17 protein-coding genes are annotated in these 24,041 nt (G+C 72.5%); 3 read left to right on the top strand and 14 right to left on the bottom strand.

Translation table 11 applies throughout. The annotated features are described in order from the left end of the window. Positions 1-35 precede the first annotated feature (35 nt). Positions 36-1,232 (top strand): helix-turn-helix domain-containing protein, encoded by a 1,197-nt coding sequence (locus ABZX65_RS32240; RefSeq protein ID WP_355348126.1) that lies wholly within the window; start codon positions 36-38, stop codon positions 1,230-1,232. Positions 1,233-1,305: 73 nt separating this feature from the next. On the opposite strand, the gene serA is transcribed toward ABZX65_RS32240, so the two are convergent. From serA to ABZX65_RS32210, 6 genes are all read right to left on the bottom strand, one after another. Beyond that, complete coding sequence (gene serA / locus ABZX65_RS32235) at positions 1,306-2,898, bottom strand: phosphoglycerate dehydrogenase (protein ID WP_355348123.1); 1,593 nt, start codon at positions 2,896-2,898, stop codon at positions 1,306-1,308. Between the two features lie 266 nt (positions 2,899-3,164). Further along, complete coding sequence (gene ilvC / locus ABZX65_RS32230) at positions 3,165-4,163, bottom strand: ketol-acid reductoisomerase (RefSeq protein ID WP_355348120.1); 999 nt, start codon at positions 4,161-4,163, stop codon at positions 3,165-3,167. Between the two features lie 117 nt (positions 4,164-4,280). Then, positions 4,281-4,808 (bottom strand): acetolactate synthase small subunit, encoded by a 528-nt coding sequence (ilvN, locus tag ABZX65_RS32225; protein WP_188284938.1) that lies wholly within the window; start codon positions 4,806-4,808, stop codon positions 4,281-4,283. A gap of 36 nt (positions 4,809-4,844) precedes the next feature. Further along, the gene (locus ABZX65_RS32220) at positions 4,845-6,722 is read right to left on the bottom strand and encodes an acetolactate synthase large subunit (protein WP_355348116.1); all 1,878 of its coding nucleotides are present in this window, start codon (positions 6,720-6,722) and stop codon (positions 4,845-4,847) included. A 216-nt stretch (positions 6,723-6,938) separates the two neighbouring features. Then, positions 6,939-9,767 (bottom strand): EAL domain-containing protein, encoded by a 2,829-nt coding sequence (locus ABZX65_RS32215; RefSeq protein ID WP_355348113.1) that lies wholly within the window; start codon positions 9,765-9,767, stop codon positions 6,939-6,941. Positions 9,768-10,186: 419 nt separating this feature from the next. After that, positions 10,187-11,131 (bottom strand): 2-hydroxyacid dehydrogenase, encoded by a 945-nt coding sequence (locus ABZX65_RS32210; RefSeq protein ID WP_355348172.1) that lies wholly within the window; start codon positions 11,129-11,131, stop codon positions 10,187-10,189. Positions 11,132-11,223: 92 nt separating this feature from the next. Here ABZX65_RS32210 and ABZX65_RS32205 point away from each other — a divergent pair, with 92 nt between their 5' ends. Beyond that, on the top strand, positions 11,224-12,216 hold the full coding sequence (locus ABZX65_RS32205; RefSeq protein WP_355348110.1) for an aldo/keto reductase: 993 nt from the start codon (positions 11,224-11,226) through the stop codon (positions 12,214-12,216). A gap of 163 nt (positions 12,217-12,379) precedes the next feature. Then, a complete protein-coding gene (locus ABZX65_RS32200; protein WP_355348107.1) occupies positions 12,380-13,534 on the top strand; it encodes a PQQ-dependent sugar dehydrogenase in 1,155 nt (384 codons plus the stop codon). Between the two features lie 15 nt (positions 13,535-13,549). Here ABZX65_RS32200 and ABZX65_RS32195 read toward each other — a convergent pair whose 3' ends face one another. The 8 genes from ABZX65_RS32195 to ABZX65_RS32160 form a co-directional block, all read right to left on the bottom strand. After that, positions 13,550-16,561 carry an AAA family ATPase gene (locus tag ABZX65_RS32195; RefSeq protein ID WP_355348104.1) on the bottom strand — a complete coding sequence of 1,004 codons (3,012 nt, stop codon included), beginning with the start codon at positions 16,559-16,561 and terminating at the stop codon, positions 13,550-13,552. 161 nt (positions 16,562-16,722) lie between these two features. Beyond that, a complete protein-coding gene (locus tag ABZX65_RS32190) occupies positions 16,723-16,944 on the bottom strand; it encodes a hypothetical protein (protein WP_355348101.1) in 222 nt (73 codons plus the stop codon). Positions 16,945-17,105: 161 nt separating this feature from the next. Beyond that, complete coding sequence (locus tag ABZX65_RS32185; protein ID WP_355348098.1) at positions 17,106-17,744, bottom strand: hypothetical protein; 639 nt, start codon at positions 17,742-17,744, stop codon at positions 17,106-17,108. A gap of 224 nt (positions 17,745-17,968) precedes the next feature. Continuing rightward, a complete protein-coding gene (gene gatB, locus ABZX65_RS32180) occupies positions 17,969-19,477 on the bottom strand; it encodes an Asp-tRNA(Asn)/Glu-tRNA(Gln) amidotransferase subunit GatB (protein WP_355348095.1) in 1,509 nt (502 codons plus the stop codon). Between the two features lie 29 nt (positions 19,478-19,506). Further along, entirely contained in the window at positions 19,507-19,731 is a 225-nt protein-coding gene (locus tag ABZX65_RS32175) for a hypothetical protein (RefSeq protein WP_355348092.1), read from the bottom strand. After that, entirely contained in the window at positions 19,728-21,221 is a 1,494-nt protein-coding gene (gene gatA / locus ABZX65_RS32170) for an Asp-tRNA(Asn)/Glu-tRNA(Gln) amidotransferase subunit GatA (protein ID WP_355348089.1), read from the bottom strand. The genes ABZX65_RS32175 and gatA overlap by 4 nt, the downstream gene beginning before the upstream one ends. 4 nt (positions 21,222-21,225) lie before the next feature. Beyond that, a complete protein-coding gene (gatC, locus tag ABZX65_RS32165) occupies positions 21,226-21,522 on the bottom strand; it encodes an Asp-tRNA(Asn)/Glu-tRNA(Gln) amidotransferase subunit GatC (RefSeq protein WP_355348086.1) in 297 nt (98 codons plus the stop codon). A gap of 212 nt (positions 21,523-21,734) precedes the next feature. Beyond that, positions 21,735-23,873, bottom strand: a complete 2,139-nt coding sequence (locus tag ABZX65_RS32160; protein WP_355348083.1) for a bifunctional diguanylate cyclase/phosphodiesterase — start codon at positions 23,871-23,873, stop codon at positions 21,735-21,737. Between the last annotated feature and the right edge of the window lie 168 nt (positions 23,874-24,041).

Genomic DNA, 24,041 nt, shown 5'->3' with positions numbered 1-24,041 from the left:
GTCACGCATCAGGGTGTGGTCCCTCATACAGATGTATGAGGGAGAATGGACGAGTGCGTAGTGACTACGGCGGCAGCGGCGGTTTCAGTGGCTTCGGCGGCGATCTCCAGGAGCTGGTCGACGAGGTGTCGGCGCTGCTGGGGGCGCCCGCGACCTTGGAGGACCGGGACTTCCGGCTGATCGCCTTCGGCGTGCACGACGGTGACGACGGCGCGACGGACCCGGTGCGTACCCGGTCGATCCTCACGCGCGGCTCCACCACCGAGGTCCGCGCCTGGTTCGAGCAGTTCGGCATCACCCGCGCCACCGGGCCGGTACGGATTCCGGCCGCGCCCTCGGCGGGCGTCTTCCGCGGCAGACTCTGCCTGCCCGTGCGGCACGGCGGCGTGGTGCACGGCTACGTCTGGCTGCTGGACGAGGCCGAGCACACCGCCACCCAGCTCGACGCGGCGATGGCGGTGGCCGCCAGGATCGGCGACCGGCTCGCGGTGACGGCCCGCGAGGGCGCGGGCACCGGCCGGGCGCTGCGCGACCTGCTGACCGCCCGCACCCGCGCCGCCCGCGACAACGCGGAGGACGCGCTGCGGACGGCGCTCGGCCCGGACGCCGACGAGCCGCACGCGCTGGTCTGCATCCGGCCGCCGTCCGGCGGCGAGGACGACCTGCCGGGGCCGCGGACGATCCCGTCGGCCGCGGCGCTCTGTTTCGTGCCGGGCCCGCGCGGCGACTGCGTCGCGCTGCTGGTGCGGCTGCGCACCGTACAACTGCTGGCCACGGCCAGGTCGGCGGCGGCGCGGGTGCTCGGGGAGGTGGCCTCGGAGGGCGCGGTGGCCGGGGTCAGCGACGGGCGCAAGTCGCTCGCGGAGCTGCCGGAGGCGTGGCGGGAGGCGGGGGACGCGGCGCGCGCCGCGCTCGCGCAGCCGCTGCACGGGCCGATCGCGAAGTGGTCGGGCATCGGCCCCTACCGTTTACTGACCGCGCTCCCGGCGGACGTCCCGCCGGACCCGGTGATCGCCCCCTTGCTCTCCCCCGCGCACCGCGAACTGGCCCACACCGCCGAGGCGTTCCTCGACAACGCCGGGCAGGCCGGCCGCACCGCCACCGCGCTGGCCATCCACCGCCAGACCCTCTACTACCGGCTCTCGCGCATCGAGCAGTTGACCGGCCTCGACCTGGCCGACGGCGAGTCGCGGCTGCTACTCCATATGGCCCTGAAGGCGGCGCGGCTGTAGGGCGGCCGGGACATACGACGGCGCCGCCCCCCACACCCGGTGGGAGGCGGCGCCGTCGTACGCGTGCGGACCGTCAGTCCGTCAGGTTCACCGCGCGGGCGGACGTCGCGCCGATCTCCGCCGCGATGTCGCTGAGGACACCGGCCGGGATCGTGGAGTCGACGGTGAGGGCGACCAGCGCGTCGCCGCCGGCTGCGGCGCGGGCGACCTGCATACCGGCGATGTTGACGCCGACCTCGCCGAGGATGCGGCCGAGGGTGCCGACCACGCCGGGGCGGTCGGTGTAGCGCAGGAAGGCCATGTGGTCGGCGAGCACCAGGTCGGTGTCGACGTCGCCGACCGCGACGATCTTCTGGATGTTCTTCGGCCCGGCCAGCGTGCCGGAGACCGAGACCTCGGTGCCGTCGGCGAGCGTGCCGCGCACCGTCACCAGATTGCGGTGGTTGGGCGACTCGGAGCTGGTGGTGAGGCGGACCTCGACCCCGCGCTCCTGCGCGAACAGCGGCGCGTTGACGTAGGAGACCGTCTCGGCGACGACGTCCTCGAACACGCCCTTGAGCGCGCTGAGTTCCAGCACCTTCACGTCGTGCTGGGTGATCTCGCCGGAGACCTCGACGTCGAGGCGGGCCGCGACCTCCCCGGCCAGCGCGGTGAAGATCCGGCCGAGCTTCTCGGCGAGCGGCAGAGCGGGCTTGACGTCCTCGGCGATGACGCCGCCCTGGACGTTGACCGCGTCCGGGACCAGCTCACCGGCGAGCGCGAGGCGCACCGAGCGGGCGACGGCGATGCCCGCCTTCTCCTGCGCCTCGTCGGTGGAGGCGCCCAGGTGCGGAGTGGCCACCACGTTGTCGAACTGGAACAGCGGGGAGTCGGTGCACGGCTCCTTGCTGTATACGTCCAGACCCGCGCCCGCGACCCGGCCCTCCTTGAGCGCCGAGGCCAGCGCCTCCTCGTCCACGATCCCGCCGCGCGCGGCGTTCACGATCCGGACCGACGGCTTGACCTTGTGCAGCGCCTCGTCACCGATCAGGCCGAGCGTCTCGGGCGTCTTGGGCAGGTGCACGGTGATGAAGTCCGCGGCTTCGAGCAGCTCGTCCAGCGTGAGCAGCTTGACGCCCATCTGCGCGGCGCGCGCGGGCTGCACATAGGGGTCGTACGCGACGATGTTCATCCCGAAGGCGGACATCCGCTGGGCGACCAGCACGCCGATCCGGCCGAGGCCGACGACGCCGAGGGTCTTCTCGCTCAGCTCGACGCCCGTGTACTTGTTCCGCTTCCACTCGCCGTTCTTGAGCGCGGCGTTGGCCGGGGCGATGTTGCGCGCGGTGGCGATGATCAGACCGCAGGCCAGCTCGGCGGCGGTCACGATGTTGGAGGTCGGCGCGTTGACGACCATGACGCCGGCCTTGGTGGCGGCGGAGACGTCGACGTTGTCGAGGCCGACGCCCGCGCGGGCGACGACCCGGAGTTTGCTCGCGGCGGCTACGGCTTCCGCGTCGACCTTGGTGGCGCTGCGGATCAAGATGGCGTCGACATCGGTGATCGCGGACAGCAGGTCGGCTCGGTCCGCCCCGTTGCAGTGCCGGATCTCGAAGTCCGGGCCGAGCGCGTCCACCGTGGCGGGCGACAGCTCTTCTGCGATGAGTACGACAGGCTTCTGGCTCACGTGGTCCTCACTTGTCCTTCGTGGGCGGCCGGTCCCGCGGTCGCTCCAGGGAGGGAGGGGATGGCATGCCGCGTGGAAGACGCACGACGCTGTGAGCCTGACGCGCTTGTTAAGGCAGTGTATCGGCGCGTTGACGGGCACCCTACGCCTTGGTGTAAGGATCACCCGAAGGTGGTTGTACGCCACGGCCAAGGGGCTTCTCACCCGCCGGACAGACCCCTTGGCCCGCCCGGCGGCCGAGAGCCCCCGAGACCGCGTGAGGGGTGTTACGCCTCTTCGTCGACCCAGCTCATCAGCTTGCGCAGCTTGCGGCCGGTCGTCTCCAGCAGGTGGTCCTCGTCGGCCTTCTTGTACTCGTTGTACTTCGGCAGACCGGCGTTGTACTCGGCGATCCAGTTGTTGGCGAAGGTGCCGTCCTGGATCTCGCCGAGGATCTTCTTCATCTCGGCCTTGGTGTTCTCGTTGATGATCCGCGGGCCGGAGACGTAGTCGCCCCACTCGGCGGTCTCGGAGACCGACCAGCGCATCTTCTCCAGGCCGCCCTCGTACATGAGGTCCACGATCAGCTTCAGCTCGTGGAGGCACTCGAAGTACGCGATCTCCGGCTGGTAGCCCGCCTCGACCAGGGTCTCGAAGCCGGCCTTGACCAGCGCGGAGGTGCCGCCGCACAGGACCGCCTGCTCACCGAAGAGGTCGGTCTCGGTCTCCTCGGTGAAGGTGGTCTTGATGACGCCGGCGCGGGTGCCGCCGATGCCCTTGGCGTACGACAGGGCCAGCGGGAAGCCCTTGCCGGTGGCGTCCTGCTCGACGGCGGCGATGCAGGGCACGCCGCGGCCTTCCTCGTACTGACGGCGGACCAGGTGGCCGGGGCCCTTGGGGGCGACCATGCACACGTCGACACCGGCCGGCGGCTTGATGAAGCCGAACCGGATGTTGAGGCCGTGGCCGAAGAAGAGGGCGTCGCCGTCCTTCAGGTTGTCCTTGATGGACTCCTCGTAGACCTTGGCCTGGATCGGGTCCGGGACCAGGATCATGATCACGTCGGCCTCGGCGGCGGCCTCGGCCACCGACACCACGCGCAGTCCCTGCTCCTCGGCCACGGTCTTGGACTTGGAGCCCTCGTGCAGACCGACGCGCACGTCGACGCCCGAGTCACGCAGCGACAGCGCGTGGGCGTGGCCCTGGCTGCCGTATCCGATGACCGCGACCTTGCGGCCCTGGATGATGGACAGGTCGGCGTCGTCGTCGTAGAACAGCTCGGCCACTTCGGGTCTCTCCTTGGATCGGGTTGTACGGCCCACCGTACGACGGGTGGGGACACGGGGGTTGCGGGGTCTCGCCATACGGATTCGGGCGAGGAGGCGTTACGTGACGCCGCGGTGCTACGCGGAGCGGTCCAGCGCGCGCAGGCTGCGGTCGGTGATGGAACGGGCGCCCCGGCCGACGGCGATGGTGCCGGACTGGACGAGTTCCTTGATGCCGAAGGGCTCCAGCATCTTGAGCATGGCCTCCAGCTTGTCGGCGCCGCCGGTGGCCTCGATGGTGACGGCCTCCGGGGAGACGTCCACGGTCTTGGCGCGGAAGAGCTGGACGATCTCCACGATCTGGGAGCGCGAGTCGTTGTCGGCCCGCACCTTCACCAGAACGAGTTCGCGCTGAACCGCCGACGCGGGGTCGAGTTCGACGATCTTCAGCACGTTGACGAGCTTGTTGAGCTGCTTGGTGACCTGCTCCAACGGCAGTTCGTCCAGCACGTTGACCACGATGGTGATGCGGGAGATCTCGGGGTGCTCGGTGGTGCCGACCGCGAGGGAGTCGATGTTGAAGCCGCGCCGGGAGAACAGCGCCGTGATCCGGGCGAGGACACCGGGCTTGTTCTCCACCAGGACGGAGAGGGTGTGCTTGGACATGGTCGGGATTCCTTCTCTCACGTGTCCGCGGTCGCTTCAGTCGTCCAGCTCGTCGCTGAAGTCCGGGCGGACGTCGCGGGCGGCCATGATCTCGTCGTTGGAGGTGCCTGCGGCGACCATCGGCCACACCATCGCGTCCTCGTGGACGATGAAGTCCACGACGACGGGGCGGTCGTTGATGGAGTTGGCCTTGGCGATGACCGCGTCCAGTTCCTCGGGGGTCTCGCAGCGCAAGCCCACGCAGCCCATCGCCTCGGACAGCTTCACGAAGTCCGGGACGCGAGTGCCGCGGTTCTGGATGGAGCCGACGCCCTGCGTGGAGCCGGGGACGTTCTCGGCGCCGGAGTGCAGCACGGTGTTGGAGAACCGCTCGCCGTAGAAGAGGTTCTGCCACTGGCGGACCATGCCCAGCGCGCCGTTGTTGATGATCGCGATCTTGATCGGGATGTTGTTGAGCGCGCAGGTGACCAGTTCCTGGTTGGTCATCTGGAAGCAGCCGTCGCCGTCGATCGCCCAGACCGTGGCGTCGGGGCGGCCGGCCTTGGCGCCCATGGCGGCCGGGACCGCGTAGCCCATGGTGCCCGCGCCGCCGGAGTTGAACCAGGTGGAGGGCTTCTCGTACTTGATGAACTGGGCGGCCCACATCTGGTGCTGGCCGACGCCCGCGGCGAACAGCGTGCCCTCCGGGGCGAGTTGGCCGATCCGCTCGATGACCTGCTGCGGGGACAGGCTGCCGTCGGAGGGCAGGTCGTAGCCGAGCGGGTAGGTGTTGCGCCAGAAGTTCAGGTGCTCCCACCAGCCGGTGTAGTCGCCCTTGTGACCGGCCTCGTGGTCGGCCTGGACGGCGACGATCAGATCGGCGAGCACCTCGCGGGCGTCACCGACGATCGGGACGTCCGCGACGCGGTTCTTGGAGATCTCGGCCGGGTCGATGTCGGCGTGCACGACCTTGGCGTACGGCGCGAAGGTGTCGAGGCGGCCGGTGACGCGGTCGTCGAAGCGGGCGCCGAGGGCGACGATCAGGTCGGCCTTCTGGAGCGCGGTGACCGCGGCGACGTCGCCGTGCATGCCGGGCATGCCGACGTGCTGCGGGTGGCTGTCGGGGAAGGAGCCGAGCGCCATCAAGGTGGTGGTGACGGGCGCGCCGGTCAGTTCCGCGAGGATGCGCAGCTCGCCGGTGGCGCGGGCCTTCATGACGCCGCCGCCGACGTAGAGCACGGGGCGCTTGGCCTCGTTGATCAGCCGGGCGGCCTCGCGGATCTGCTTGGCGTGCGGCTTGGTCACCGGGCGGTAGCCGGGCAGGTCCTGCTGCGGCGGCCAGGAGAACGTCGTCTCGTTCTGCATCGCGTCCTTGGCGATGTCGACCAGGACCGGGCCGGGGCGGCCGGTGGAGGCGATGTGGAACGCCTCGGCGATGGTGCGCGGGATGTCGGCCGCGTCGGTGACCAGGAAGTTGTGCTTGGTGATCGGCATGGTGATGCCGCAGATGTCCGCCTCCTGGAAGGCGTCGGTCCCGATGGCCTTGGCGGCGACCTGCCCGGTGATGGCGACGATCGGCACCGAGTCCATGTGGGCGTCGGCGATCGGCGTCACGAGGTTGGTCGCGCCGGGGCCCGAGGTGGCCATGCACACGCCGACCTTGCCGGTGGCCTGCGCGTAGCCGGTGGCGGCGTGACCGGCGCCCTGCTCGTGCCTGACCAGGATGTGCCGGACCTTCGCGGAGTCCATGAGCGGGTCGTACGCGGGCAGGATCGCGCCCCCGGGAATGCCGAATACCGTGTCGGCGCCAACGGCCTCGAGGGAGCGGATGAGCGACTGCGCGCCCGTCATGCGCTCGGGGGTGGCTGCTGCGGCGGGAGCCGCGCTGCGGGTCCGCGGCTGCGGATGGTGGGACCCGTTGGCCTGCTCGGTCATCTGCGTTCTCTTCTCTCGAAGATGGGGGTGATGAGGGTTTTGTGGGGGTGTCCGACGGGGGCCGGACAACAAAAAACCCCTCGTGCCGTGAGGCAAGCGAGGGGAGCGCGTCGGTGCGTGTGCGAGGCTGTACGGCCTCGGTCAGCCGACGCGCTTTCCAAGTACGAGAATTCGGGTGCGCATGGCCTTGACCTTCCTCCCGGACCCCGGCGGGTGTCAAGCCGGTGGGACACGCGTCTCAGTATTTGAGCGACGCGAGGGCAGCGGAAGTCCGTTCGATGTGACCTGTTCACGGGGTGTTTCCCGCGGTACGGGATAGCCGCCGCGGGTCAGCGAGCCGCGCAGCCGGTGCTCGTCCAGCGGCCCCGAGAAGGCCATGCCCTGGCCGTGCGTACAGCCCATGTCGCGCAGGACGTGCAGCTGCTCGGGGCGGTCCACGCCGTCGGCGACGCTGCCCACGCCCAGGTCGTGGGCGATCCGCAGCAGACCGCGGGTGATCTTGTGCAGCCGGGCCGACTCCACGACGCCCTCCACGAAGCAGCGGTCGAGCTTGACGAGGTCGACGGGGAGTCTGCGCAGCGCGATGAGCGAGGCGTAGCCGCCGCCGAAGCCGCCGAGCGCGATCCGTACGCCCATCCTGCGCAGCGCCGACAGCCGCCGCTCCAGGTCGTCCAGGGCGATCCGGGGGTCGCCGCCCGCCAGCTCCAGGACGAGGCCGCCGGGGGGCAGTCCGTGCCGGGTGAGCATGGTCTCGATGCCGGACACGGGGAGGTCGCGGTGGAGCAGGCGGTGGGCGGGGAGCCGGACGGCGACGGGGACGGTGTGACCGGCCCCGTACCGCAGCGCCGCCTGCTCCACCGCCTGTTCCAGCAGCCACCGCCCCAGCTCTAAGGAACGGTCGGTGTCCTCGGTGGCGCGCAGGAATTCGGCGGGGGTGAAGAGGATGCCCTGCGCGGACCGCCAGCGGGCCTGCGCCTCGACGGAGGTGACCCGGCCGCTGTCCAGTTCCACCACGGGCTGGTGGAGCAGGGTGAACTCGCCGTCGTGCAGCGCCTTGCGGAGCCGGCCGGCCAGTTCGGTGCGGCGGACGACGTCGGCCTGCATCTGCGGTGCGTAGACCTCGACGCGGCCCTTGCCCGCCTGCTTGGCGCGGTACATCGCCAGATCCGCGTTGCGCATCAGCTCGCCGGGGGTGGCGCCGGGTTCGGCGAAGGCGATGCCGATGCTGGCGGCGACCCGTACCTCGCCGCCCTCCACGCGGTACGGCTCGCAGAGCACCGACCGCAGGCGCTCCGCGATGTCGAGGATCTGGAACTCGCGCTCACGCGGGTCGGCGCTGGCGCCGCAGACCAGGGCGGCGAACTCGTCGCCGCCGAGCCGGGCCGCGGTGTCGCCGGAGCGCAGCGCGTCCCGTATCCGCCGGGCGGCCTGGACCAGCAGTTCGTCGCCCGCCTGGTGGCCGACCGTGTCGTTGACGGCCTTGAAGCCGTCGAGGTCGACGTAGAGCAGGGCGGCGTGGGCGTCACCGGCCCTCCGGCCGCTCAGGGCGCGGGTGACGCGCTCGGTGAACAGCGCGCGGTTGGGCAGGTCGGTGAGCGGGTCGTGCGAGGCGTTGTGCTGCAACTGGGCCTGGAGCCTGACGCGTTCGGTGACGTCCCGGCTGTTGAAGATCAGGCCGCCCTGGTAGCGGTTGACGCTGGACTCGACGCTGAGCCAGCAGTCGTCGGCCATCGAGCCGTCCTGGTTGCGGGTGTGGCCGGAGCGGATGCGGCACTCGATCCTGGTGGCGGGTTCGTCGCCGGGCGGCGCGGCGAGGAATCTGCGGACCTCGTGGACGACGCGTCCCAGGTCGTCGGGGTGGATGTGCGCGGCCAGTTCGGTGCCGACCAGTTCCTCCGGGTCGCGGCCGTAGACGCCCTGCGCGGCGGGGCTGACGTAGCGCAGCACTCCGGTGGGCGCGGCGATCATGATGACGTCGCTCGACCCCTGGACCAGGGAGCGGAAGTGATTCTCCTTCTGGGCCAGTTCCTGGGTGAGCGAGATGTTGTCGAGCAGCATGATGCCCTGGCGTACGACGAGGGCGAGGACGACGGTGCAGCCGGTGAAGAGGACGACGCGGTCGCACTTCTGGCCGGTGATCACGTTGTAGAGGATGCCGAGGGTGCAGACGGCGGCGGCCAGATACGGCGTGAGGGCGGCGAGCGAGCCGGTGACCTTGCGGGTCGCGGTGGCGGTGCGCCGCACCGGGTCGGTGCGGGTGCCGGTCCACGGCGCGTACGCCAGCAGCATGCTGCCCGCGAACCAGCCCGCGTCGAGGATCTGGCCCGAGCGGTAGTGCTCGCGCAGGATCGGCGAGGTGAACAGGGCGTCGCACAGCACGGTCATGGCGAGCGCGGCGATGGCGGTGTTGACCGCGGCGCGGTTGGCGGCCGAGCGCCGGAAGTGCAGGGCGAGCACCATGCTGACCAGCACGATGTCCAGCAGCGGGTAGGCCAGCGAGAGCGCCATGCGGGCGGTGCTCGGGCCGTCCCAGGCCGCGGTGTGGGCGAGCGCCAGGCTCCACGACAAGGTGAGCAGCGAGCCGCCGATCAGCGACGCGTCCAGCGCCAGGCAGACCCAACCGGCTCTGGTGACCGGGCGTTTGGCCAGGACGAGCAGGCCGATGATGGCGGGCGGCGCGAACATCAGGAAGCAGAAGTCGGCGGCGGAGGTCTGCGGCACCGGGCGGCGCAGCACCACCTCGTACCAGCCCCAGATGCCGTTGCCGAGCGCGACCATCGCGGAGGAGACCGCGAACAGCAGCCAGGCGGGGCGATGTTGGCCGCAGACCTTGCGCGCGTAGACCAGCGAGGAGACGGTGGCGGTGGCCGCGGCGGCGGAGAGTCCGAAGTCGCCCATGACCAGGGCGACTTCGCTGGAGCCCCAGCCGAGCACGGCGCCGGTGGTGTAGCCGCCGCACAGGACCGCGACCAGGAGTTGGGGCAGCAGGCCCGCCCGGCCGCCGCGCGCCGAAGGGCGGGCGAGCACCGCCCCGGTGGAGCTCACCGTGCGGTCCGGTGTCGTCGGCGCGGGCCGAACGGCCGCGGTGTGCTGCTCAGTACGGCGCTCTGGGCCCGCGCGCTGGAGTGACCGGAGTGAATCCATCGGCCGTGCATCGCCCGTCGCCCCCCTTCACTTGCTCGTCGTTCACATCACCGTGGCCGTCCCTCCCGGCCCCGGTGAGTCCCCCGATCGGGACGATACACCAGATCCGTCACTCAGGGACATAGTTCCTCTACTCAGCGTAACCACAGGGAAGATGGCGGACGCGCGTGCGGTCGCCGCGTGCCGAAGGGCCGTCCTCCCCCGTGCTGTAGGCGTGCCCGTCCCGCATCACGCATACGCGTCGGCCGCGCCCCGACGGCCGTGCGCGGGACGTCTCGGTCCGCCCATCTGCCGGTCGGCCGGTCGCTCGGCCAGCCGGGTCAGCTCGTCGCGACGACGTTCTCCAGCGGTTCACCGGCCGCGAAGCGTACGAGCTGCTCGCGGATCAGCCGCTGGGCGCGCGGCATGAAGGCCGAGGTGCTGCCGCCCACGTGCGGGCTGATCAGCACGCCCGGCGCGTGCCACAACGGGTGCCCCGCGGGCAGCGGTTCGGGGTCGGTGACGTCGAGCGCCGCGGTCAGCCGCCCCGCCCCGGTCTCGGCGAGCAGCGCCTCGGTGTCGACGACCGGGCCGCGCGCCATGTTCACCAGCAGCGCGCCGTCCTTCATCCGGGCCAGGAACTGCGCGCCGGCCAGGCCGCGGGTCTGCTCGGTCAGCGGAGTGGTGAGCACCACCACGTCGGCGGACGGAAGGAGGCGCGGCAGCTCGGAGAGGGCGTGCACCGGTCCGCGCGGCGCGTTCCTGGCGCCGCGCGCCACCCGCACCACCTCGCACTCGAACGGGATCAGCCGCTCCTCGACGGCCGCGCCGATCGAGCCGTACCCGACGATCAGCACCTCGCGGTCGGCGAGCGCCGGGTAGAAACCGCCGTGCCACTCCTCGGCGTCCTGGCCGCGCACGAAGCGCGGGATGCCGCGCAGCGAGGCGAGGACGAGCGCGAGGGCGAGTTCCGCGGTGCTCGCCTCGTGCACCCCGCGCGCGTTGCACAGGCTCACGCCGGGCGGCAGTCGCTCCAGGTGCGGCAGGATGTGGTCCACTCCGGCGCTGAGCGTCTGCACGGCGCGCACCCCGGTCATCCGCGGCAGCGGCAGCGCTCCCGCGGTCGCGCCCTTCATGTAGGGGACGACGTAGAAGGCGGCGCCCGCCGGGTCGGCGGGGAAGTCGCCGTCACCGTCCCAGAAGACGTACTCGAAGGCGTCCGGCAGTCCGTCCACGCCCTCGGGCGGCACGGAGAGCCACACCTGGGGACGGCGGTCTCGGGTCATGTCGTTCATGGTCAGGAGGCTATGACACAGTGGGGCGGCGGCTGGGATCGGTCCGGCGGATCACGAACGGCCCTTTGAGGGAGGACGGTCGGGTGGAGCGCAGGACAATCGGTGCAGCAGCTCTCGAAGTGGGCGCCGTGGGCCTGGGATGCATGCCGATGAGCTGGGCGTACAGCACCTCGCGCCAGGACGGCGAGACGTCGCTGCGGGCCGTGCACACCGCGCTCGACACGGGTTCGACGCTGCTGGACACCGCCGACATGTACGGCCCGTTCACCAACGAGCTGCTGCTGGGGCGGGTGTTGAGGGAGCGGCGGCGCGACGCCTTCGTCTCCACCAAGTGCGGGCTGCTCGTCGGCGAGCAGCACATCGTCGCCAACGGCCGCCCCGGGTACGTCAAACGCGCCTGCGACGCGTCGCTGCGCCGCCTCCAGACCGACGTCATCGACCTCTACCAGCTCCACCGGGTGGACGCCGAGGTGCCCATCGAGGAGACCTGGGGCGCGATGGCGGAACTGGTCGCGGCGGGCAAGGTGCGGGCGCTCGGCCTGTGCGCGGTCGGCGCGCGCGGCAACCGCCGCACCGGCGCGCACCTGCACGACGAGACGATCCGGCACCTCGTACGCGCCCAGCAGGTCTTCCCGGTCAGCTGTGTGCAGGCCGAGCTGTCGGTGTGGGCGGCCGAGGCCCTGGAGTCGCTGCTGCCGTGGTGCGCGGCGCGCGGGATCGGCTTCATGGCCGCGATGCCGCTGGGCAACGGCTTCCTCACCGGCACGCTGACGCCCGGCGGCGGTTTCGAGCCGGACGACCTGCGCGCCCGGCATCCGCGCTTCACCGCCGAGATGATGGCCGCCAACCAGCCCGTGGTGGCCGGACTGCGCCGGGTGGCCCAGCGGCACGACGCGACCGCCGCCCAGGTCGCCCTGGCCTGGGTCCTCGCCCAGGGGCCGCACGTCGTGCCGGTCCCCGGCGCCAAGTCGGCCCGCTGGACGGCCGAGAACGCCGGGGCCGCGCGGCTGCGGCTGACCTCGGAGGACCTGTCGGAGATCGCGGAGCTGCCCGCCGCGCGCGGCTCGTGGGACTGACGCGGGTCTGCCGTGCGGCCCCGGCGGGTACGGGTGATCGGCGGGCGGGACGCCGCTCGCGTGTGATGTGCTGGGGCGAAACGAGGGAGTGAGCGCCGTGAGGTCTTGGAGCGCAGTGCGCCGCGGGCCGGTCCGCCGGACGGCGGCCGGGACTGTGGCCGCCGTGGCCGTACTCGTCCTCGGCGGCTGCTCGTCGGACGGCCCGAATCTCGTCACTCCCCGGCCGTCGGGCAGTGGCGCCTCGCCGTCCGCGCCCTCCCCGAGCGGCGGCACGGCCGGGACCACCGCGCCGCCCGCCAGCCCGTCGGAGTCCGCCGCGCCCGCCAAGGGCACCGCGAAGGTGACCGGCACCGTCGCCTCCGGGCTCGACACCCCGTGGGGCGTCGCGACGCTGCCGGACGGCACCATGCTGGTCGGCTCCCGCGACACCGGCCGGATCGTCCGCGTGGACCCGGTCAAGAAGACCACCAGCGCGGTCGGCACCGTGCCCGGCGTCCAGGCGGGCGGCGAGGGCGGTCTGCTCGGCCTCGCGGTCTCCCCCGACTTCGGCTCCGACCGGCTGGTCTACGCGTACTTCACGACCGCGTCGGACAACCGCATCGTCCGGATGCTGTACGACACCTCGCACGCCGAGGGCCAGCAGCTCGGCGCCCCCGACACGATCCTGCGGGGCATCCCCAGCGGCACCATCCACAACGGCGGGCGGATCGCCTTCGGCCCCGACAAGATGCTGTACGCCGGGACCGGCGAGACCAACCAGCGCGGGCTCGCGCAGGACAAGTCCTCGCTCGCCGGGAAGATCCTGCGGATGACGCCCGACGGGCAGCCGCCGAAGGACAACCCCACGCCCGGCTCCCTCGACTACTCCGACGGCCACCGCAATGTGCAGGGCCTGGCCTGGGACGACAAGGGCCGCCTGTGGGCCTCGGAGTTCGGCCAGGACACCTGGGACGAGCTGAATCTCATCGAGCCCGGCAAGAACTACGGCTGGCCGGTCGTCGAGGGCATCGCGCACCGCGCGGGGTACGTCGACCCCGTCGTCCAGTGGCACACCGACCAGGCGTCGCCCAGCGGGATCGCCTACGCCGCCGGGTCCATCTGGATGGCCGCCCTCCACGGCGCCCGCCTGTGGCGCATCCCCCTCGACGGCGCCCACGCCGCCGCCGCCCCGCAGTCCTTCTTCACCGGCGTCTACGGCCGCCTGCGCACCGTCGTCGCCGCCGACGACGGCACCCTGTACCTGACGACCAGCAACACCGACGGCCGCGGCACCCCCGCCAAGGGCGACGACCGCATCCTGCACCTCACGGTGAGCTGACCCGCGCGGGCGGCGTCAGGACGCCGCCGGGGCGAAGAGGTTCAGCCGGTGGGCCAGCGCGGCGGCCTCACCGCGGGTGGACAGCGAGAGCTTGGCGAGGATGTTGGAGACGTGGACGCTCGCCGTCTTGGGTGAGATGAACAGGACTTCGGCGACCTGACGGTTGGTGAGGCCGTCGGCGACCAGGCGGAGCACGTCGCGTTCACGGGCGGTGAGCCCGAGGGATTCGACGGGGTCCGCGGCGGGGGGCGCGGGGCTGTCCAGGGGCAGGCGACCGCGCTGGGCCAGTCGGGTGATCCGGTCGCGCAGGGGGCGCGCGGCGAAGGCGTCCGCCGTCGCGTACGCCTGCGCGAGCAGGCACCCGGCCTCCTCACGGCCCTCGGGTCCCGCGGCAAGCAGCGCCTCGGCGTGCCGGTGGCGTACGGCGGCCAGTTCGTACGGCCGTTCCTGGCGGGCGAAGGCGAGCGCGGCGGCGGCCCACAGGTCGGGCTCCGTACGGCCTTCGGCGCGGGCCAGTTCGGCGTCGACCACCAGGGCGTACGCCTCGGCGAGCGGCGTCGGCCGGGACAGTTCGCGGGCGGCGGCGCGGATACGTTCCAGGACGCGCGGTTCGGCGGCGCCGTCGGCCTCGGCGGCGGCTCCCGCGGCGAGCAGGGGCCAGGCGAAGCGGGTGGTCCCGGTGGCGAAGCCGCTGTCGATCGCGCCGAGGAGTTCGCGGCGCGCGTCGTCGAACCGGCCCTGGGCCGAGGCCAGTTGGAGCGCGAGGGTGCGGCTCGGGATGAGGTGCTGCGGCTGCGTGTCGTGGAGGAGACCGGCCCGGGCGGCGGCCTGGTAGCGGACGGCGGCCTCGGTGTCGCCGAGCAGCAGGGCGAGGAATCCGTGGTGCATCTCGATGCCCGCGCGCGGATACGAGCCGTCGGCGTACCGCAGCGCCTCGGCGAGGGCGACGGCGGCCTCCGCGTACCGGCCGAGCGAGATCAGCGACTCCCCCTCGTTGGTGAGCAGCCACGAGCGGATGCCGAGCGAGACGCGCGCGCCGATCAGCCGCTGGCCCTCGCGGGCGACGGCGACGGCCTCGCGGGAGCGGCCCGCGCCCTCCAGGACGGAGGACAGATTGCCGTAGGTGCGGGCGATGGCGCCGGGCACCGCGTGGTCGCCGCTGAGCAGCCGCCGTACCTCCTCGACCTCCGCGATGCCGCCGTCGATGTCACCGCCGTCGGCCTGGAGCAGGCCGAGGGTGACGCGGGCGTGCAGTTCGGTGTCGCGGGCGCCGGCCTGCCGGGCGTACTCGACGGCGCGGCGCCCGATGTCGATGCCCTCGGTGCCGGATTTGTGCACCATGATCCAGCTCGCGATCATCGTGAGGACCTCGGCGTGCGCGGCGGACGGCGGCTGGCCGCGGACCAGTTCGCGGGCGCGCGACAGCTCGTCCCAGCCGTCGCCGCGGCCCAGCGCCTCGGTGACGCGGGAGCGCTGCGCCCAGAACCAGGCGGCGCGCAGCGGGTCGTCGCCGCTGTCGTCGCGGTCCATCAGCCGCAGTGCCCGCTTGGCCATCGCGTGCGCGCATTCCCGCTCGCCGCCGAGCCGGGCGGCGACGGTGACCTCGGCGAGCAGGTCGAGCAGGCTCAGCGGGGTGTCGGGGTGGCAGCCGCACGCCGGGTACGCCTCCGCGTAGTCGGCGGGCCGCAGCTCGGCGCGGGTCTCCTCGGGGGCGTCGTCCCACAGTTCGAGCGCGCGTTCCAGCAGCCGGTACTGCTCGGCGTACGCGTGCCGCCGCCTGGCCTCGACGGAGGCGCGCAGGACGGCGGGCAGCGCCTTGGCCGGGTCGTGGGCGGCGTACCAGTAACTGGCGAGCCGCGCGGCCCGCTCGTCGGCGCGGACGAGCGTCGGGTCGGCCTCGACGGCCCGCGCGTACCGCCGGTTGATCCGGCTGCGCTCGCCGGGCAGCAGGTCGTCGCCGACGGCCTCGCGGACGAGGGAGTGCCGGAAGCGGTAGCCCTCACCGCTGTCGGAGGGCAGCAGGATGTTGGCGCCCACGGCGGTGCGCAGCGCGTCCAGCAGGGCGTCCTCGTCCAGTCCCGTGATGGCTTCGAGCAGCCGGTACTCCACCGTGCTGCCGCCTTCCGCGACGAATTTCGCCACCCGCTGGGCGTCGTCGGACAGCGCCTCGACGCGGACCAGCAGCAGGTCGCGGAGGGATTCGCTGATGCCGGTGGCGCAGCCGCGGGTGATGCTGCACGCCAGCTCCTCGACGAAGAAGGGGTTGCCGTCCGAGCGGGTGAAGACCTCGTCCACGACGGCGTCCGCGGGCTCCGCGCCGAGGATCGACGCGAGCTGACGGCGCACTTCGGCGCGGCTGAAGCGGGGCAGCTCGATGCGCTTGACGGTCCGCAGCCGGTCGGTCTCGGCGAGGAAGGGCCGCAGCGGGTGCCTGCGGTGGATGTCGTCGGCGCGGTAGGTGCCCGCGATCAGCACGCGGGCGCGCTGGAGGGAGCGGAAGAGATACGCCAGCAGCTCGCGGGTGGAGCGGTCGGCCCAGTGCAGGTCCTCCAGGACGACGACGAGCGTACGGTCGGCGCCGAGCCGTTCCAGCAGGCGGGCGGTGAGCTCGAAGAGGCGGACCCGGCCGTCCTCGTCGTGCGGGTCGCGCGGCAGGCCGCCGCCGGATTCGGCCAGCTCGGGCAGCAGCCGGGCCAGCTCGGCCTCCTGCCCGGCCGCGGCGGCCGTCAGCTCGGCGCCGAGCGCCCGGTACAGGGCGCGCAGCGCCGTCGAGATCGGGGCGAACGGCAGTCCGTCCGCGCCGATCTCCACGCAGCCGCCGACCGCGGTGACCGCGCCGGCCGCCCGCGCGGCGGCCACGAATTCCTCGGTCAGCCGGGTCTTGCCGACCCCCGCCTCCCCGCCGATCAGCACCGCCTGCGGCTCCCCCGCCGCCGCGGCGGCCAGCGCGGCGCCGAGCTTCGCCAGCTCGGCGTCACGGCCAATGAACTCGGGACTCAGCGACTGCGTCTGCACGCTGCCGAGCATCGCACGCCCACGCCTTCCCCCGACACCGATTACCCGGGCGGCGCCTTGCCCGTCCCTCCCGCCGGGCGCGGGAGAGGGGCCGCCCGCCGGGGGCGGCCCCGGCGCCCGCGCACCCGGCAGCGCGGTCGCGGTGGTCCGGGCCGGCGCCGGGTGCGGCGCAGTCATGCGGCTTGGTGGCGGGCTCGGCCGCGGGACGGGCGCGGGGAGGCGGGGGCCTCCGCGGCCGAGTCCGCCTCGGTGCCGGTGCGGGCGGCGGTCCTGGTGGTCCTGCGGTTCCTGCGGGCGGCGTCGCGGGCGGCCTTGGCGTCCCGGGCCAGCCGCCAGGCGTCGGCGCGGTGCTGGAGGTCGTCACGGCGGGCCTGCTGGAGTTCGTAAGCGAACATCGGTCTCTCCCCTTGGATGATGTGCTTGTTCCGCTGCCACAAGCTTCGTCTCCAAGGGGGTCCCGCCACATCGGGCAGTTGCCGCAACTCTCGGCCCCAGGGGGCCTTAGACGGCCGCCCCGTACGGGGTGCGGGTGCCTTAGACGCTCACCGCGCGGGGGTCAGGACGCGGGGACCGTAGGGAGGTCGGCGAACACGTCGAACCACATGGCGCCCGCGATGAGCAGGCCGATGAAGGCCAGGACGACACCGCCCCAGGCCAGCGCCTGGCTCCAGTGGCCGCGGGCGGCGCGGGCCCGGGAGGCCGGGTGCAGCAGCACTCCGCCGCAGACGATCAGCGCGACGACCGCGAAGATGCCGTTGACCAGCGCGATCGCGTGCCAGGGCGTGCCGTATCCGGCGGCGATCTGCTGCTTGGCGGTGCCGCTGGACGTCTTGATCTGGCCGATCAGGCCCTGCCGCTGGGAGACGACGTTGCTGAGCCAGGTGCCGGTGAGCGAGGACAGCGCGAGCGCGGCGCCCGCGACGGCGGCGGCGCCGGTCACGATGGCGGAGGCGGCGGACGGCGCCGCGGGCTCCGCGGCGAGGGCGTCGTCCTCCTCCTCGTCGTCGGCTCCGTCGCCGATCACCTCGTAGTCGGTCTCGTCCACGACTTCGAGGTCGGCCGCGGTCTCCGCGGCGGGGGTGCCGGGCTTCTCCCGCGCGGACGCGGTCCCGGTCCCGGTCTCGGTCCCGGTCCCGCTCTCAATCCCGCTCTCGTTCTCGGCGTCGGTCACTGTGGGGGGCTTGGTGGTCTCCATGGTCCGCACCGTAGGGATGCTTTCTGAGAGCGGACTGAGAGCCGTCTGAGAGTGCCCGCCTCAACCTGTGAGATCCACTGTCCACATCCCGGCCGGGCACGGCCGAGGCCGCCCCCGGCGACGTGAGCCGCCCACGGCGCGAAGGGACCGCCACGGCCGAGGGCGGCCCCCGCCACCGGGAACCGCCCTCGTATAACCGTCCGGCACGCGCGGGCGGCCTGGCCTCAGCCCTGCACGCCCAGCTTCTCCAGCACCAGCTCACGGACCCGCTTCGCGTCCGCCTGCCCGCGCGTGAGCTTCATGACGGCGCCGATCAGCGCGCCCGCCGCGGCCAGGTTGCCGCCACGGATCTTGTCCGCGATCGCCGCGTTGGCCGCGATGGCCTCGTCCACGGCCGCGCCCAGGGCGCCGTCGTCGGACACGACCTTCAGGCCGCGCTTGTCGACCACCTGGTCGGGGTCGCCCTCGCCCGCGAGAACGCCCTCGATGACCTGGCGGGCCAGCTTGTCGTTGAGGTCGCCCGCCGAGACCAGCGCCGCGACCCTGGCCACCTGCGCCGGGGTGATCGGCACATCGGCCAGCTCGGTGCCGGACTCGTTGGCGTGCCGGGCCAGCTCGCCCATCCACCACTTACGGGCCGCCGCCGCGTCCGCGCCCTCGTCGATGGTGGCGAGGATCAGGTCGAGCGCGCCCGCGTTGAGCACCGACTGCATCTCGTGGTCGGCGATGCCCCAGCTCTCCTGGAGCCGCTTGCGGCGCAGCCGCGGCAGCTCGGGCAGCCCGGCGCGCAGCTCCTCGACCCAGTCACGGGCCGGGGCGACCGGCACCAGGTCGGGCTCGGGGAAGTACCGGTAGTCCTCGGCCTCCTCCTTGATCCGGCCGGAGGTCGTCGACCCGTCCTCCTCGTGGAAGTGCCGGGTCTCCTGGAGGATCGTGCCGCCGGAGGACAGCACCGCCGCGTGCCGCTGGATCTCGAAGCGGGCCGCCCGCTCCACACTGCGCAGCGAGTTGACGTTCTTGGTCTCGCTGCGGGTGCCGAACTTCTCCCGCCCGTGCGGGCGCAGCGACAAGTTGACGTCGCAGCGCATCTGGCCCTGCTCCATCCGGGCCTCGGACACGCCCAGCGCCTTGATCAGCTCGCGCAGCTCGGCGACGTACGCCTTGGCGACCTCGGGGGCGCGCGCGCCCGCTCCCTCGATCGGCTTGGTGACGATCTCGATCAGCGGGATGCCCGCGCGGTTGTAGTCCAGCAGCGAGTGCGAGGCGCCGTGGATCCGCCCGGTGGCGCCGCCGACGTGCAGCGACTTGCCGGTGTCCTCCTCCATGTGGGCGCGTTCGATCTGCACCCGGAAGACCTCGCCGTCCTCCAACTGGACGTCCAGATAGCCGTTGTACGCGATCGGCTCGTCGTACTGCGAGGTCTGGAAGTTCTTCGGCATGTCCGGGTAGAAGTAGTTCTTCCGGGCGAAGCGGCACCACTGCGCGATGTCGCAGTTGAGCGCGAGGCCGATCTTGATCGCGGACTCCACGCCGACCGCGTTGACCACCGGCAGCGCGCCGGGCAGGCCAAGACAGGTCGGGCAGGTCTGCGAGTTGGGGTCGGCGCCCAGTTCGGTCGAGCAGCCGCAGAACATCTTGGTCCTGGTGCCCAGCTCGACATGGACCTCGAGGCCCATCACCGGGTCGTACGACGCCAGCGCGTCCTCGTAGGACAGCAGCTCCGTGACGGTCACAGTTCCCTCTACCTTCTCAGTCCGTCCGGTCAGCCGGTCAGGATGTCGTCGTCGTTCGCCTGGCGCAGCTCGCGGATGAGCAGGGCGACGCCGGTGGCCACCGCGGCCACCCGGATCAGGCCGTCGACCAACTGGAGGGTGTCCTGCTCGCCGCGGGCGGTGCGGACCTTCTTGATGTTGCTGAAGGCCGCGAAGAGCGTGCTGCCGATGGCCAGGTACGTGCCCGGCTTGCCCTTCTTCTTCACGGTGCTCATAGCTGGGGTGCCTCCTCTAGCAAGGGGTGGCCCCACTTCTTCACGAAGGCGGCCTCGACGGCGGCGCCGACCCGGTAGAGCCGGTCGTCCTTGAGTGCGGGTGCGATGATCTGGAGTCCCACCGGCAGCCCGTCCTCGGGGGCCAGTCCGCAGGGCAGCGACATCGCCGCGTTGCCCGCGAGGTTCGCGGGGATGGTGCACAGGTCCGCGAGGTACATCGCCATCGGGTCGTCGGCGCGCTCGCCGATCGGGAAGGCGGTGGTCGGCGTCGTCGGCGAGACGATCACGTCGACGCTCTCGAATGCCTTCTCGAAGTCCCGGGTGATCAGCGTGCGGACCTTCTGCGCCGAGCCGTAGTACGCGTCGTAGTAGCCGGAGCTGAGCGCGTACGTGCCGAGCATGATGCGGCGCTTGACCTCGGGGCCGAAGCCCGCGTCACGGGTCAGCGCGGTGACCTCCTCGGCCGACTTCGTGCCGTCGTCGCCGACCCGCAGGCCGTAGCGCATGGCGTCGAAGCGGGCCAGGTTGCTGGAGCACTCCGACGGCGCGATCAGGTAGTACGCGGCGAGCGCGTACGTGAACGACGGGCAGGAGATCTCCACGATCTCGGCGCCCAGGTCGCGCAGCAGCTCCACCGACTCGTTGAACCGCTGGACGACACCGGCCTGGTAGCCCTCGCCGCCGAACTCCTTGACGACGCCGACCCGCAGGCCCGCCACGCCGCCGTTGCGCGCGGCCTCGACGACCGGCGGCACCGGCGCGTCGACGGAGGTGGAGTCGAGCGGGTCGTGCCCGGCCATCACCTCGTGCAGCAGCGCGGCGTCCAGCACCGTACGGGCGCAGGGGCCGCCCTGGTCGAGCGAGGACGAGAAGGCGACCATGCCGTACCGCGAGACGCCGCCGTAGGTGGGCTTCACGCCGACCGTCGCGGTCACCGCGGCGGGCTGCCTGATGGAGCCGCCGGTGTCGGTGCCGATGGCCAGCGGGGCCTGGTACGAGGCGAGCGCCGCGGCCGAACCGCCGCCGGAGCCGCCGGGGATACGGGTCAGGTCCCACGGGTTGCCGGTCGGGCCGTACGCGCTGTTCTCCGTCGAGGAGCCCATCGCGAACTCGTCCATGTTGGTCTTGCCGAGGATCACCACGTCGGCGGCCTTCAGCCGCTTCGTGACGGTCGCGTCGTACGGCGGGATCCACCCTTCGAGGATCTTCGAGCCCACGGTGGTGGGCACGCCCTCGGTGGTGAAGATGTCCTTCATCGCCAGCGGCACACCCGCCAGCGGGCCGAGCGGCTCGCCCGCCGCGCGCTTGGCGTCCACGGCGCGGGCCTGCTTGAGGGCGCCCTCGCGGTCGACGTGCAGGAAGGCGTGCACCTTCTCGTCGACGGCCTCGATCCTGGCCAGGTGCGCCTCGGTGACCTCGACCGCGGTCAGTTCGCCGGACGCGATCTTCTCCGCCGTCTGAGCGGCGGTCAGCCTGATGATGTCCGTCATGGTCTTAGTCCTCCCCCAGGATCTGCGGCACCTTGAAGCGCTGCTGCTCCTGCGCCGGGGCGCCCGACAGGGCCTGCTCCGGGGTCAGCGACGGCCGGACGTCGTCCGGGCGCATGACGTTGGTCAGGGGCAGCGGGTGCGAGGTCGGCGGTACGTCCTCGCCGGCCACCTCGGACACGCGGGCTACCGCGCCGATGATGTCGTCGAGCTGTCCGGCGAAGTGGTCCAGCTCGTCGGCGGACAGTTCCAGCCGTGCCAGCTTGCCGAGGTGGGCGACCTCCTCGCGCGTGATGCCAGGCATGCGATTGCGATCCTCTGCGGGGTGAGATGTCGGTGGACCCCTCATCCTACGGGCCCGGGGGCACGCCCCCAGACCCCATTTCCCTCCCGCGCGCGGCAACCCGATCTTTTCAGGGGCGCGGCCCCGGTACGGTGCGCTGACGCGGGGCCCTGCTTTTCAGGGGCGTACCCACCTGCGCAAGCGGACGTACAAGGGCCGTGCCCATGGGCGCGTCAGGGTCGGCGGATCTCCGGCAGAGCCGAATGCTCGGGCTCGGGCTCGGGCGTCGCCGCCAGCGCGGCGACAGGCCGCTGCCACCCTCGTTCACCGCGGGCGCGCAGCCACGCCGTGGCTTCGTCGGGAGGCATGGCGGCGGCGACGAGCCACCCCTGGACGGCGTCGCACCGCAGGTCACGAAGGCGTTCCCAGGTCTCGTCGTCCTCGACGCCCTCGGCGACGACGAGGAGGCCGAGGGAGTGGGCGAGGTCGATGGTGCAGCGCACGATCTCGGCGTCCTCGTTGTCGATGACGAGGCGGGCGACGAAGGAGCGGTCGATCTTGAGTTCGCTGACGGGGAGCCGTCGCAGGTGGACCAGGGAGGAGTAGCCGGTGCCGAAGTCGTCGAGGGACATCTTGACGCCGTGTCCGGTGAGCCCGTTGAGGGTGTCGGCGGCGCGCTGCGGGTCTTCGAGCAGGACGTGCTCGGTGATCTCCAACTGGAGCGAGCCCGGCGGGACCTGGTGCCGGGCGAGGCGGGCGGCGACGGCGCCCGCGAAGCCGGGGCTGTGGACGTCGCGGGGCGAGACGTTGACGGCGACGGGGACTTCGAGGCCCATCCGGCGCCAGCGGGCGACCTGCGCGAGGGCGGTGTCGAGGACGTACTCGGTGAGCTGCGGCATGAGCCCGGACGTCTCGGCCATCGTGATGAACTCTTCGGGGTTCACCCGGCCGCGCTCCGGGTGCTCCCACCGCACCAGCGCTTCGAGTCCGGCGACCTGGCCGTCGAAGCGGACCTTGGGCTGGTAGTGGAGCTGGACGTCCCCGGCGTCCAGGGCGCGGCGCAGGTCGCCGAGCAGGCCGAGCCGGTCGGGGGTGTTGCCGTCGCGCTTGGCCTCGTAGACCTCGACGCCGCTGCGGTCCAGCTTGGCCTGGTACATCGCGACGTCGGCGCGGCGCAGCAGCCCTTCGGCGTCCACCGCGTGGTCGGGGAAGACGGCGACCCCGGCGCTGGCCTCCAGCACCAGGGTCAGGCCGTCCAGGCTGATCGGGGAGCCGAGCGCCAGGGCCAGCGCGCGGGCGACGCGCTGGGCGCGGGTCGGCGAGTCGCAGATGGGCAGCAGGACGGCGAATTCGTCGCCGCCGAGCCGGGCGGCCTCGGCGCCGCGCGGCAGCGCGAGCCGCAGCCGGTCGGCGACCTGGAGGAGCAGCCGGTCGCCCGCGAGGTGCCCGAGCGTGTCGTTGACCGAGCGGAATTTATCGAGGTCGATGAGGATCAGGGCGCTGCGCTCGCCGCGTCCCTGGGCGATGTCGAGCGCCGACCGGACGCGTTCCAGGAGCCATTGACGGTTCGGCAGGCCGGTGAGCGGGTCGCGGAGCTGTTCCTCGGCGCGGGCGTGCGCGATCCACAAGGTGGAGTCCAGCGCGATCAGCGGGACGGAGAACAGCGGCAGCAGGACGGGCATGTCGCAGGCGACGACCAGGATCAGCGGGGAGATGCCGAGCAGGGCGACGCCGACCATGCCCTGCCGGATGAGCGCGGTGCGCGCGACCGTGGGCAGGCCGCCGCCGCGCGGGGCGAACGCGAGCCACAGCAGCAGCCGGGTCGCGGTCAGATAGGCCAACGCGGTGACGAGGATGGCCGGGGCGGCGGACAGCGTCCAGGCGGCGGGCCGCCAGGGGCCCTCGACGGAGGGGTGGTCGCCGAAGCAGTAGAGGGCGAGCGCGCCCGCGCCGATGCCGAGGATGTCGATGGCGCCGTGCAGGGCGGCCTCCCGCCAGCGGTGCCTGCGGGCGGCCCCGACCAGGACGACCACGGCGAGGCTGACGAGGACGGCGGGCACCCAGCCGTAGAGCAGGAGCATGGCGAGGGTGAGGGCGGCGCCGGATCCGGTGCCGCCCCACCAGCGGTCGCGGCCCATCGCGACCAGGTGGCCGACAACGATGCCGGTGAGTACGGCCAGGGCCCAGCCGATGGTGCCGCCGGGGAAGAGCGCGTGGCCGCTGACGACCATGCGGACGACGCCCGCGACGAGCGCGGCACCGGCCACCGCCGGCACCCCTATCCGGATCGACGGCCGGGTCGCGCACGGGAGCGGTGTCGCGGCCTGGCTGCTGGGCAGCGGCGCCGCTACGACGCCCTCCGTCGTTTCCATGCCCGTCCCTCTCGCAGCCTGGTGTGGCAAGCAGGTCCACCGCGCCGGTGCCCGCGGTGGGACCCGCTGAGGCCGCTGGAAGGTTCATGCCCGGCGGGCGCGCTTCTCAACAGTAGGCCGCGACACGCCACCTCGGGCACCGATCGGCAGGGGTTCCCGGAATGCGAC

Origin of the sequence: Streptomyces sp. NPDC003300, from assembly GCF_040610915.1 — a bacterium.
Taxonomy (GTDB): Bacteria; Actinomycetota; Actinomycetes; order Streptomycetales; family Streptomycetaceae; genus Actinacidiphila.
Note: the sequence above shows the minus strand (reverse complement) of the source record. Positions and strands in the feature narration are given on the sequence as shown.

What these genes read in the sequence shown, in the direction of transcription:
- ABZX65_RS32240 (WP_355348126.1), top strand. Translation starts at nt 36, where the DNA reads ATGAGGGAGAATGGACGAGTGCGTAGTGACTACGGCGGCAGCGGCGGT.
- ilvN (WP_188284938.1), bottom strand. Translation starts at nt 4,808, where the DNA reads ATGTCCAAGCACACCCTCTCCGTCCTGGTGGAGAACAAGCCCGGTGTC.
- ABZX65_RS32220 (WP_355348116.1), bottom strand. Translation starts at nt 6,722, where the DNA reads ATGACCGAGCAGGCCAACGGGTCCCACCATCCGCAGCCGCGGACCCGC.
- ABZX65_RS32210 (WP_355348172.1), bottom strand. Translation starts at nt 11,131, where the DNA reads ATGACCCGAGACCGCCGTCCCCAGGTGTGGCTCTCCGTGCCGCCCGAG.
- ABZX65_RS32195 (WP_355348104.1), bottom strand. Translation starts at nt 16,561, where the DNA reads ATGCTCGGCAGCGTGCAGACGCAGTCGCTGAGTCCCGAGTTCATTGGC.
- ABZX65_RS32190 (WP_355348101.1), bottom strand. Translation starts at nt 16,944, where the DNA reads ATGTTCGCTTACGAACTCCAGCAGGCCCGCCGTGACGACCTCCAGCAC.
- ABZX65_RS32185 (WP_355348098.1), bottom strand. Translation starts at nt 17,744, where the DNA reads ATGGAGACCACCAAGCCCCCCACAGTGACCGACGCCGAGAACGAGAGC.
- ABZX65_RS32175 (WP_355348092.1), bottom strand. Translation starts at nt 19,731, where the DNA reads ATGAGCACCGTGAAGAAGAAGGGCAAGCCGGGCACGTACCTGGCCATC.
- gatA (WP_355348089.1), bottom strand. Translation starts at nt 21,221, where the DNA reads ATGACGGACATCATCAGGCTGACCGCCGCTCAGACGGCGGAGAAGATC.
- gatC (WP_355348086.1), bottom strand. Translation starts at nt 21,522, where the DNA reads ATGCCTGGCATCACGCGCGAGGAGGTCGCCCACCTCGGCAAGCTGGCA.
- ABZX65_RS32160 (WP_355348083.1), bottom strand. Translation starts at nt 23,873, where the DNA reads ATGGAAACGACGGAGGGCGTCGTAGCGGCGCCGCTGCCCAGCAGCCAG.